General features: G+C 64.1%; 10 protein-coding genes. 4 read left to right on the top strand and 6 right to left on the bottom strand.

Annotated features, from left to right (window positions below):
• Positions 1–77: 77 nt before the first annotated feature.
• A complete protein-coding gene (locus FNA46_RS19610; protein WP_246103216.1) occupies positions 78–608 on the top strand; it encodes a GNAT family N-acetyltransferase in 531 nt (176 codons plus the stop codon).
• A 69-nt stretch (positions 609–677) separates the two neighbouring features.
• On the opposite strand, the gene FNA46_RS19605 is transcribed toward FNA46_RS19610, so the two are convergent.
• The 4 genes from FNA46_RS19605 to FNA46_RS26160 all read right to left on the bottom strand — a co-directional run bounded on the left by FNA46_RS19605 (position 678) and on the right by FNA46_RS26160 (position 5,422).
• Positions 678–2,702: an autotransporter domain-containing protein gene (locus FNA46_RS19605; protein ID WP_185969917.1), complete on the bottom strand. Its 2,025-nt coding sequence runs from the start codon at positions 2,700–2,702 to the stop codon at positions 678–680.
• A gap of 605 nt (positions 2,703–3,307) precedes the next feature.
• Positions 3,308–3,910, bottom strand: a complete 603-nt coding sequence (locus tag FNA46_RS19600; RefSeq protein WP_143126899.1) for a superoxide dismutase — start codon at positions 3,908–3,910, stop codon at positions 3,308–3,310.
• 260 nt (positions 3,911–4,170) lie between these two features.
• Positions 4,171–5,058, bottom strand: coding sequence for a branched-chain amino acid aminotransferase (locus tag FNA46_RS19595; RefSeq protein ID WP_143126898.1), 888 nt, complete (start codon positions 5,056–5,058; stop codon positions 4,171–4,173).
• Between the two features lie 208 nt (positions 5,059–5,266).
• Positions 5,267–5,422, bottom strand: coding sequence for a hypothetical protein (locus tag FNA46_RS26160; RefSeq protein ID WP_185969916.1), 156 nt, complete (start codon positions 5,420–5,422; stop codon positions 5,267–5,269).
• Between the two features lie 134 nt (positions 5,423–5,556).
• Between FNA46_RS26160 and FNA46_RS19590 the strand changes: the two genes are divergently transcribed.
• Positions 5,557–7,008 carry a phospholipase D-like domain-containing protein gene (locus tag FNA46_RS19590; protein ID WP_143126897.1) on the top strand — a complete coding sequence of 484 codons (1,452 nt, stop codon included), beginning with the start codon at positions 5,557–5,559 and terminating at the stop codon, positions 7,006–7,008.
• Between the two features lie 70 nt (positions 7,009–7,078).
• On the opposite strand, the gene FNA46_RS19585 is transcribed toward FNA46_RS19590, so the two are convergent.
• The gene (locus tag FNA46_RS19585) at positions 7,079–7,984 is read right to left on the bottom strand and encodes a LysR family transcriptional regulator (RefSeq protein ID WP_143126896.1); all 906 of its coding nucleotides are present in this window, start codon (positions 7,982–7,984) and stop codon (positions 7,079–7,081) included.
• 103 nt (positions 7,985–8,087) lie between these two features.
• Here FNA46_RS19585 and FNA46_RS19580 point away from each other — a divergent pair, with 103 nt between their 5' ends.
• Together FNA46_RS19580 and FNA46_RS19575 are read left to right on the top strand one after the other, a co-directional pair.
• On the top strand, positions 8,088–9,275 hold the full coding sequence (locus tag FNA46_RS19580; protein ID WP_143126895.1) for an MFS transporter: 1,188 nt from the start codon (positions 8,088–8,090) through the stop codon (positions 9,273–9,275).
• 91 nt (positions 9,276–9,366) lie between these two features.
• Positions 9,367–10,194: an aldo/keto reductase gene (locus FNA46_RS19575; protein WP_143126894.1), complete on the top strand. Its 828-nt coding sequence runs from the start codon at positions 9,367–9,369 to the stop codon at positions 10,192–10,194.
• A 57-nt stretch (positions 10,195–10,251) separates the two neighbouring features.
• On the opposite strand, the gene FNA46_RS19570 is transcribed toward FNA46_RS19575, so the two are convergent.
• Positions 10,252–10,629 (bottom strand): helix-turn-helix domain-containing protein, encoded by a 378-nt coding sequence (locus tag FNA46_RS19570; protein ID WP_143126893.1) that lies wholly within the window; start codon positions 10,627–10,629, stop codon positions 10,252–10,254.
• Positions 10,630–10,641 lie beyond the last annotated feature (12 nt).

Below are 10,641 nucleotides of genomic sequence, written 5' to 3'. Positions count from 1 at the left end.
GCAGGTGGCGCGTGCCTTTGCCCATTGACCGCGCCGCCCCTGCGGCTTAACCGCCGTGCCCTGATCGGAGACGCCCCATGAAAGAGATGACGCAACCCCTTCCCGCCGCAGAGGCGATCGATCTTCGCCCCGTGCTGCGCAGCGACGCCGCCGATCTGCTGGCCGCCAATGTGCAAAGCCTCTGGCATCACCGCCCCTGGGTGATGCCGCCAACCGACGAGGCGGGATTCGAGGCCTGGTACGGGCAGGTGATGACGGGCGCCAATGTGAGCCTGATCGCCCGCCTTGCGGCGACGCAGCAGATCATCGGCGTCTTCAACCTCAGCCAGATCGCGCTCGGCAATTTCCGCAGCTGCTATCTCGGCTATTACGGCATGGCGGCGCTGGCCGGCCGCGGGCTGATGACGGCGGCACTGAACAGGGTGCTGGTGCATGCGTTTGACGAGATCGGCCTGAATCGCGTCGAGGCCAATATCCAGCCGGGCAACCGGCGCTCCATCGCGCTCGTCTCCCGCTGCGGCTTCTCGAAGGAAGGTTTTTCGCCGCGCTACCTGAAGATCAACGGCGTGTGGTGCGACCACGAGCGCTGGGCACGGCTGGCGGACTGAGGCAGGCGACCGCCCGCCGATCACCAGAACCGCCGGCACCTTGTGGCGCCGGCGATCCGGTCTGTGGCGTCAGAACTTGACGGTGTAGTTGGCGCGGACCCAGACGGTGGGATCCTGACCCTCGGTGGTGGCGTTCACCATCAGCGAGGCCGTGCCGCCGCCGGCGTCGAATTCGGCGCCAAGACCGCCACGCACCCATAACTGCTTCAGATCCTGCCCGGCAATGCTGAAGTCGTTGAGCCCGATCAGCGTGCCGCTGGTGGTGGCCGCATGCTTCTCGAACTGGTAGTCGGCCTCGGCCTTGGCCAGCAGGCGAACCGTGTCGGTCAGCGGATGCACGAAATCGGCACCGATGCGCAGCACCGTCGAATGGTCCTTCGTCTCGTCATAGCTGACGGGGAACGAACCGCCGGTTTCCGTATAGCCATCCACCTTCGTGCGGGCATAGGAGAGGCCGGCATAGGGCGTGATGTCGGTTGCGCCGATATTGGCCGCGTTCAGCCAGTCGAAGCGGATCTTGGCGCCCCAGGTATCGGCATGGGTGCTGCCGTTCGAATAGTCCTGCGACGAACCGTTCAGATAGCCGCGGGCCGTATCGATGCTGCTGCGGCCGAGATAGCCGCCGAGCGTCAGATAGACATCCGAGCCGAGATGCGTCGAGACTTCCGGCGAGAGATAGTAGCCACGCTGGCGCACCGAACCGCCGGCATCGAGATCCTGGTTGCTGTAGGTGCCGCCCACCGAGAAGCGGGCCGTCACACCCTCGGCAATGCCGTAGCCGAAGCCGAATTCCCCGAGCGCCAGACCGCCTTCCGACAGATCGCTGTTGTCATAGCCGCCATCGACCGTTCCCCAGACGGAGCGCTGTCCCTCGGTGAGCAGGTTGCGCATCGGATTGCCCTGTGCGCCGAACATGATGGTATTGGCGTTGCCCACATTGTTCTGCACCGAGGTGGACGCGGCCTGAACGACCGTGGGGAAGAACTTGGCCTCGTCGATGATGCCGCTCACCGCGCCGACGCGCGCCACGTAGATATTGCCCTCGTCCGTCAGGCCTGTCACGACATTGCCGTCATCGGAGATGAACTCGGCATCAACAGTGGCATAGTTGTAGGTCACGCCAGCCGCCGACAGCCATTGCTCGATGGACTGCATGCCGGTTGCTTCCGACCAGCGGAAACCCCGATCCACATTCTCGGCATTCTGGGCATAGCCCACCACGTAGCGCCCATCGGCGCTGACATTGCGAGCATATGAATTTTGACCGCCGAGCGTGCCCAGATCGGTCAGTTCGCCGGTCCCGTTCGGCTGTGCCGGCGCGACATAGCGATAGGCATGGTCTGCCCCGCTTTGCACGCCCCCCGTGCCGACCAGAACACTGCCGTCATCGGACATTGCCGAGAGCGACATGTATTGACCAGAGTCGCCCAAAGTGCCGATGTCGCGCATCCCACCGAGCATGGACCAGCGGAACACGCGATATTCGTCTTGATCGTCCTGGCCGAAATGGGTTCCCTCGCCGGCAACAACGGAACCATCCCGGCTGACAAATTCTGCCGAAGACCGATCGTAAAGTGTATCGATATTGAAGACGCTTTGATCAGCCAGTTTCCACACCATTGCATGATAGTGGCCGTTATCACCCGATGACGTGACTTCACCGACAACCGTGGAGCCATCAAGGCTGATGGCCGCGGCGGATGTACTGGTGACAGGGCCATCATGCGGGGCAGGCGTAAAACGTCCGTCCTGCCAGATCAACGCGTTCGATGACGAAGGATCAAACTGCGTGCCTGCAACGATTCCATTGTTGCTGACACCAGCGACATTGAGAAACGAACTGAGCGTAGAGGAAAATGTCAGTTGACCATTTTTCCAGATGAAGGCCTTCGGGCCACTGTCCGTATAATAGACGCCAGCAAGGACACTGCCGTCCGGGCTCATGCCAGCGATGTAGGGGTTATTTGCCCCAGGCGGAAACTCGATCGTCACGCTCGTACCGTTTGCCGTGGAAACCAGGCGATACGTGACAACGTAATCGTTGTTCTCGTATGCCATCTGACGATCCAGATAGACCGAACCATCGCGGCTCATGCCGACAATTTCATGCGCAGCAACCGGCATGGCCCAGGCTTGACCGCCCCAGCCCACCATCAGCGCAAGCGCCGAGACCGCGCACCAATACCTTCCTGAAACAAATCCCTGCATCATTTCACCTGATTAAAACACCCCTGACCCGACCTTGCATCGGGAAACCCGTACACAACAAAGAATCATAGCGCGTGCAGCGGGCAGTCACTCACCGTGATTATATTTTTCCGTAAGCATTGCAATACATTAGCCCCAAAATAGAACGTCCTATTTTTAGGATAAATTCTGCTTTTGCAGCTTCCGAGCAGCAACATTCACTTCTGAATATTTTAGAAATACAAGAAATAAAAAGTACCGCGCCATGGTCTCCCTCGGGCGGGAACGGCGGTAGAGAGGGTAGCCATAGGCGACACTGCCCGTTTCAACAGCAGAGGGCTGACGGTCTTGTCTACGGCGATACGAGCATGCCGCTCACTCACAAGCCGCCCGCCGATCACCAGAACCGCCGGCGTCGAATTCGGCGCCAAGACCGCCACGCGAAAAAGGCCCCGGCGTAACCGGAGCCTTCTGATTTCCTGGCTGTGACCGGCGTCGTGCGCCGGCGCCGCTTACTTCGTGGCGGCTTCGTACAGTTCAGCCACGTAATCCCAGTTGATCAGGCTGTCGACGAAGGCTTCGAGGTACTTCGGGCGGGCATTGCGGTAGTCGATATAGTAGGAATGCTCCCAGACATCGACGCCGAGGATCGGGGACGCGCCATGCACGAGCGGGTTTTCGCCGTTCGGGGTCTTGGAGATGACGAGCTTGCCGTCCTTGACCGAGAGCCAGGCCCAGCCGGAGCCGAACTGCGTGGTGCCGGCGGCAACGAAATCGGCCTTGAACTTGTCATAGCCGCCAAGATCGCTGTCGATCGCGGCCTGCAGCTTGCCCGGCAGCTTGGTGCCGCCACCGTCCTTCTTCATCCAGTTCCAGAAGTGGACGTGGTTGTAGTGCTGGCCGGCATTGTTGAAGAGGCCGGCATTGGTGCCATAGGACTTCTTGACGATCTCTTCCAGCGACAGGTCGGCGAGGCCGGCTTCGGCAGCCAGCTTGTTGCCGTTGTCCACGTAAGCCTTGTGGTGCTTGTCGTGGTGGAATTCGAGCGTTTCCGCCGACATGAACGGGGCGAGCGCATCGTAGGCATAGGGGAGTTCGGGAAGTTCAAAGGCCATGATCTTACTCCTTTTCGGCAAAACACCTGAAGCGATGTTGAGGCGGAACATAGGTTTGAACGCGGCGCGAGGCAACCACGCGAGGGCCGAAAACGGTACGCGATTTTTGCCATTTCGCCGGTCCGCACGCTGTGCTGAGGAAGGATGACGGCAAACGGCGGCCGGCAGGGAACACCCGGTCGCAGCCGCGGTTCGATCTCCCCCCTTCCCCGCACGGGAAGGGGTTTGCCGTGGCATCGCGCGGGCTTGCCCGGCACGCCTCAGGCGGCGGCCTTCGTCGTGGCGCGGGCCCAGTCCATGTAGAGCGCAAGCGCCTTGCGGGCGACCGGCCCCTCCTGGAATTCCTGGTCGTCCAGCCGGTTGATCGGCACGATCTTCGAATAGTTGCCGGAGGTGAAGATCTCGTCGGCGGCCTTGAAATCCTCGACCGTCAGCGTGCATTCGCGCACCTCGATCCCCGCGCCGCGCAGAAGGGTGATGACGCGCGAGCGGGTGATGCCGGCAAGGAAGGTGCCGTTGGCAACCGGCGTCATCACCACCCCGTCCTTCACCAGAAAGATGTTGGAGGAGGCGGTTTCGGCCACGTTGCCGTTCATGTCGCGCATCAGCGCATTGTCGAAGCCGCGGGCGCGCGCCTCGATGATGGCGCGGCCGCTGTTGGGATAGAGGCTGCCGGTCTTGGCGCCGGTCATCGCCACTTCCGGGTTCGGCCGGCGGAAGGGCGAGACGGTGATGGAGGAGGGTTTTGCGGTGTGCATCGCCGCCTCGAACAGGCAGAGCGCGAAGCGGGTGGACTCCGGATCGGCGGCCACCACGGATGTCGCCATGCCGTGCTCGGCCCAGTACATCGGCTTGATGTAGATGGCCGTCTTGCCATCGAACTTGCGGACGCCTTCGAGCGCCAGCCTCTCGATCTCCTCGGCCGCCATCGTGGCATTCATCCCCATGGCAAGCGCCGAGCGGTTGACGCGCTGGCAATGCAGGTCGAGATCGGGCGCAATGCCGTCGAACCAGCGGGCACCGTCGAACACGGTCGAGCCCAGCCACATGGCATGCGAGGTGGGGCCGATCAGCGGGGGATTTCCGGCGATCCAGTCCCCGTCGACAAAGGTCCAGGTGGGGCTGCGGGGCGTGGTATCGACAGGCATGTTATTCTCCGTGCGCGTGCAAAACTGGTGGAAATGAACGCGCCGCAGGCTTGCCCGGTCAAGGGATTTTTAGAAGAAGGCACGCAATCGAAAGAAAATTGCTCCCCGCCCGGCCTTCCCGGTCATCGCCGTTCGTCATCGGTAAACGGGGCGAATGCACCCATCATCGCCGCTGATGGAAAATGCGCAGCGCGCGTTCACGCCGCCTTCACGGTCGCTGCGGCGGAGCCGGCAGCAGGGGTGCGTTTTCGCCCGTCTCGGAGCCGCGCGTGCGGGTTTCGAAGGCGTTCCGCTCAATCAGCGGAATGCACAGCACGATGGCGACCAGAATCGCAATCCACACCAGACACCAGGAAATTCGCATCAGCCCTCATACTCTCTCTGCCGCGCATTATGACAGATTTATGCGGCGTAAATTCGATTGAGATCAAATTTGCGGGAACAAATTTACCCTTCCTTGCGTCTTGCCGGGGGTCTGGCGCGGCAACGGAAGAGGGCATGACATCCATACTGGCGGAAGGAGAAACCTGCTGGCGCATCGCCGAGGCGGATCGTTTTTCGGTCATCATCGATGCCGCGGATTTCTTCCGCCACGCCAGGGACTGCATGCTCAAAGCCCGCCATTCGATCATCCTGATCGGCTGGGATTTCGACACCCGCATCCGCCTGACACCGCAGGAGACGAACGAGCCGGATCGCCTCGGGCGCTTCCTGGAACATCTGGCCCGCCGCACGCCGCAGCTCGGGATCCACATCCTGAAATGGGATCTGGGACTGATCGCCTCCCTGACCCGCGGCGAGACGCCGCTGCACATGCTGCGCTGGATCACCTCGCGCCAGATCCACCTGAAGTTCGACCGGGCGCATCCGCCGCTGGCCGCCCACCACATGAAGCTGCTGGTGATTGACGATGCGGTGGCCTTCTGCGGCGGCATCGACATGACGGTCGGCCGCTGGGACACGCGCGAGCACCGGGACAACCATCCGCTGCGCCGTTCGCCCTTCGGCTTTGCCGAGCCGCCCTGGCATGATGCCACCACCTGCATGTCCGGCCCGGCCGCGCGTGCACTCGGCGATCTTGCCCGCGATCGCTGGCGCGTGGCGACGGAGGAGGCCTTGCGCGCGCCCTATGAGGTGACCGATCTCTGGCCGGACGGACTGTCGCCGGATTTTGCCGGCGTCAGGGTCGGCATTGCCCGCACGGCACCCCGCTACCGCGAGCGCCGCGAGGTGGTGGAGATCGAGACGGCGACGCTTGCCATCATCGCCGCCGCACGCAGGAGTCTTTACGTGGAGAGCCAGTATTTCGCCTCGCGGCGGGTGGCCGAGGCGATGGCGAAACGGCTTGCCGAGCCGGACGGGCCGGAGATCGTCATCGTCAACCCGAAGACCGCCAGCGGCTGGCTGGAGGAAAAGACCATGGACACGGCGCGCAGCCGCATGATCGACATCGTCCGCAAGGCTGACCGCTTCGGCCGCTTCGGCATCTTCTACCCGGTCAATGCGGCAGACACGCCAATCTATGTGCATGCCAAGATCATGATTGCCGACGACCGCCTCCTGAAGCTCGGCTCGGCCAACCTCAACAACCGCTCCATGGGCTACGACACCGAAAGCGACGTGATCCTCGAAGCGGAGGACGATACGGTGCGGGAGCGGATCCGATTCCGGCGCGACGACCTGCTGGCCGAGCATCTGGGCTCGACGCCGCAACAGGTATCCGCCGCCATCGCCGGCAACGGCGGCTCGCTGCTGAAGGCGATCGCGACCCTGACGCAGCCGGGCGGCACCGGACTTCGCCCTGTGGAACGGCGACCGCTCGGCATCGATGACGCCATGATTGCCGAATCCGACTGGGTCGATCCCGAACGGCCGGCAGGCCTGCGCTACAAAACCTCCGCCTTTCTGCGCAACAGGTTCGGCCGCCGCCTGTTTCCCTCCGGACGCTGAACGGCGGCCCGGACGCACGCAAGCGAACAGCAGGCCGGGGACGGCTGCCCTGCGCGAAACGGCGAACGGCTCAGCCGACGCGGCCCCGTTCGGCCAGAAAATCGAGAAGCGCCCGCACCCGCGAGGGCAGCGGCCCGCCCTGCCCGACATAGACCGCGTAGAAGGCCTCGCGATCACCGGGGTTCAGATCCTCCATCAGCGGCACCAGACGGCCGGCGGCGAGATCGGACGCCAGCGCGAATTCCCCCATCCGCACAATGCCGACGCCGGCGAGCGCCAGCTGGCGCATGCCCTCCCCGTCATTCACCTGCACCGCGCCGGACGGCACCGCCATCACCGTCTCCCCGGACACCACGAAGGGCCATTCGCGGATGCTGCGGCTGTAGGAAAAGGAGATGAGGTTGTGGCCGGCAAGGTCGGCCGGGACCCGGGGGGTGCCAGTCCTGGCGAGATAGGCCGGGCTTGCCGCCACCACCAGCCGTGTTTCGCCGAGCTTGCGGGCGACGAGGCTGGAACTTTTCAGCGGCCCCGTGCGCACCGCGACATCGGCATGATCGGCGAGCAGATCGATCACCTGGTCGGTCTGGGCGATGTCGAGCGTGACGCCCGGATAAAGCGCCAGAAAATCCGGCAGCAGCGGGTTCAGCACATGGGTGGCATAGACCGAGCTGGTGTTGAGGCGGATGCGGCCGACCGCCTTCACCGCGGCCCCCGCCGCCCGTTCGGCATCCTCGATGCTGGCGAGGATGGCCGTTGCTCTCTCGAAAAAATCCCGCCCCTCCGGCGTCAGGCGGAACTGGCGGGTGGAACGGCTGACGAGGCGGGCATCCAGCCGCTTTTCCAGCCGTGCCACAAGCTTGCTGACCGCCGAAGGCGTCATGGAAAGGCTGCGGGCGGCGGCCGAAAAGCCGCCGGTCTCCACCACCCGCACGAAGACCTCCATCTCGCCGGACCGGTTGATGTCGGCACGCGCCATCTGTGACTTTGCCTCACAACTGATATTCTCATGCGCAATCTAGTTCACAAGAGGGCCACGGTCTATCTGCGGTGCAACGCTTTTCCCTTCCGGAGACCCTCCCATGCCTCTTGCCCTTTATGCCTTGACGATCGCGGCCTATGCGATCGGCACCACGGAATTCGTCATCGTCGGCCTTTTGCCGACCGTCGCTTCCGATCTTCACATCACGCTGCCGCTCGCCGGGCTGATCGTCTCGATCTATGCGCTCGGTGTCACCTTCGGCGCGCCGGTGCTGACGGCGCTGAGCGGCCGGCTGAACCGCAAGACCCTGCTGCTCGGCCTGATGGCGCTGTTCATCGCCGGCAATCTCGCCACCGCCCTTGCCCCCGGCTATGGCCTGCTGCTGGTCGGACGCGTGCTGTCGGCCTTCGCCCATGGCGTGTTCTTCTCCGTCGGCGCGACGATTGCTGCCGATCTCGTGCCGGAAAACCGTCGGGCCTCGGCCATTGCGCTGATGTTCACCGGACTGACGGTCGCCATCGTCACGGGCGTTCCGCTCGGCACGCTGATCGGCCAGACCTTTGGCTGGCGCGCCACCTTCGTGGCCGTGGCTGGGCTGGGCGCGATCGCTTTCCTCGGCATCCTGGCGCTCCTGCCCTCGACGCTCCCGAAGGCGGCACCGGCCGGCCTGATGGACCAGGTGCGCGTACTGGGCTCCGGCCGCCTGCTTCTGGTGCTGGCGATGACGGCCTTCGGCTATGGCGGCACCTTCGTCACCTTCACCTATCTGGCATCGATGCTGCAGGAGATCACCGGCCTTTCCGCCGGCAGCGTCAGCCTGGTCCTCGTGCTCTACGGGCTTGCGATCGCGGTCGGCAATCTGAGCGGCGGCCGGCTGGCGGACCGCGATCCGGTCAAGGCGCTGACCGGCCTGTTTGCTTTGCAGGCCGTCGTGTTGGCGCTGTTTGCCTTCACCGCCCCGCACGCCATTGCGGCCCTCGTCACGCTGGCGGCGCTCGGCTTCCTTTCCTTCGCCAACGTGCCCGGCCTGCAGATCTATGTGGTGCAGCTCGCCCGGCGCTACCGCCCGGGCGGGGTCGATGTCGCCTCCGCACTCAACATCGCCGCCTTCAATCTCGGCATTGCCGGCGGCGCGTGGATCGGCGGGCTGGTGGTGGACTCGCCGCTGGGCCTTGGCGCAACGCCGCTGTTCGGCGCGGCCCTGGTGGCCGTGGCGCTGGGGCTCACGGTCGCAAGCGGCCTGCTCGACAGAACCGCGCGCGGGGCAGCCGCCGGCGGACGTGCTTGAACTTGCCCCTCGGGGACCCATGTAGAAGGGGTCTCCTTCCCCGCGGCGCCCGCCGCCGCCTGATCCCCGAACCCACCCGCAAGGAGTGACCATGCACACCGTCAGCGCCAATGGCGCCAACATTCCCGCCCTCGGCTTCGGCACCTTCCGCATGCCGGGCGACGAGATCCTCAGCGTGTTGCCGAAGGCGATCGACCTCGGCTTCCGCCACATCGACACTGCACAGATCTATGGCAACGAGGCCGAAGTCGGCCAGGTGATCGCCGCCTCCGGCGTGCCGCGCCACGAGATCTTCCTGACCACCAAGGTCTGGGTCGACAGGTTCGCGGCCCGGGATTTCTCCGCCTCCGTCGATGAAAGCCTGAAGAAACTGAAGACTGACCATGTCGATCTGCTGCTCCTGCACTGGCCGCAGAGCGACGTGCCCTTGGCCGAACGCATGGACAGCCTCAACGCCGTGAAGGCGGCAGGCAAGGTGAAGCATATCGGCATTTCCAACTTCAACATCGCGATGATGAACGAGGCGGCGAGCCTTTCGGACGCGCCGATCGCCACCAACCAGGTGGAATATCACCCCTATCTCGATCAGTCGAAGCTGCTGGAGGCGGCCCGTGCCAGGGGCATTTCGCTGACGGCCTATTACCTGATGGCCGATGGCCGGGTGCCGAAGGACCCGGTGCTGCAGGACATTGCCGCCCGCCACGGCAAGACCGCCGCGCAGGTGGTGCTGCGCTGGGCCGTGCAGCAGGACGGCGTGATCGCGCTGTCGAAGACGGCGACCGAAAGCCGCCTGAAGGAAAACTTCGACGTGTTCGACTTTGCACTGTCGGCAGACGAGATGCAGGCGATCCACGCGCTGGCCAAGCCCGACGGCCGCATCGTCAACCCCGGCCACCTGCGCCCGCCGCACTGGGATTGACCGAGACGGGGATTGATGGAACCGGGCGCGCGGACAGTGTCCCGCGCGCCCTCGCGTTCAGGCCACGAGTTCGGCGATCAGGGCGGCCGGTGGAATGCCCCAGGCCCGGCTCAACTTGCGGATCTGGTCGAGATTGATTTCGCGCCGCCCGTTTAACAGGTCGGCCGCCCTTGCCTTGGAGCCGATCACCGCAACCAGATCGGCGCGGGTATAGTTGTTGACCTCCATCACCGCCTTGACCACCTCGACCGGCGAGGCACGGTCTATCGGAAAATGGCGCGCCTCATATTCCTCGATGAGCAGCACGAGGGCATCGAAATGCGCGGCCTCCGGCGTGCCTTCCGCTGGCTCTGCCTCGAAATAGGGGCGAACCGCCGACAGAGCAGCCTCATATTCCGCTTCCGTCTGCAATGTGCGGATGGACGCTATATCCATGAACCGTCTCCC

The organism is Affinirhizobium straminoryzae (assembly GCF_007004135.1).
Taxonomy (GTDB): domain Bacteria; phylum Pseudomonadota; class Alphaproteobacteria; order Rhizobiales; family Rhizobiaceae; genus Neorhizobium; species Neorhizobium straminoryzae.
Note: the sequence above shows the minus strand (reverse complement) of the source record. Positions and strands in the feature narration are given on the sequence as shown.

What these genes read in the sequence shown, in the direction of transcription:
- FNA46_RS19590 (WP_143126897.1), top strand. Translation starts at nt 5,557, where the DNA reads ATGACATCCATACTGGCGGAAGGAGAAACCTGCTGGCGCATCGCCGAG.
- FNA46_RS19585 (WP_143126896.1), bottom strand. Translation starts at nt 7,984, where the DNA reads ATGGCGCGTGCCGACATCAACCGGTCCGGCGAGATGGAGGTCTTCGTG.
- FNA46_RS19575 (WP_143126894.1), top strand. Translation starts at nt 9,367, where the DNA reads ATGCACACCGTCAGCGCCAATGGCGCCAACATTCCCGCCCTCGGCTTC.
- FNA46_RS19570 (WP_143126893.1), bottom strand. Translation starts at nt 10,629, where the DNA reads ATGGATATAGCGTCCATCCGCACATTGCAGACGGAAGCGGAATATGAG.
- FNA46_RS19605 (WP_185969917.1), bottom strand. Translation starts at nt 2,702, where the DNA reads ATGAGCCGCGATGGTTCGGTCTATCTGGATCGTCAGATGGCATACGAG.
- FNA46_RS19595 (WP_143126898.1), bottom strand. Translation starts at nt 5,058, where the DNA reads ATGCCTGTCGATACCACGCCCCGCAGCCCCACCTGGACCTTTGTCGAC.
- FNA46_RS19610 (WP_246103216.1), top strand. Translation starts at nt 78, where the DNA reads ATGAAAGAGATGACGCAACCCCTTCCCGCCGCAGAGGCGATCGATCTT.
- FNA46_RS19580 (WP_143126895.1), top strand. Translation starts at nt 8,088, where the DNA reads ATGCCTCTTGCCCTTTATGCCTTGACGATCGCGGCCTATGCGATCGGC.
- FNA46_RS19600 (WP_143126899.1), bottom strand. Translation starts at nt 3,910, where the DNA reads ATGGCCTTTGAACTTCCCGAACTCCCCTATGCCTACGATGCGCTCGCC.
- FNA46_RS26160 (WP_185969916.1), bottom strand. Translation starts at nt 5,422, where the DNA reads ATGCGAATTTCCTGGTGTCTGGTGTGGATTGCGATTCTGGTCGCCATC.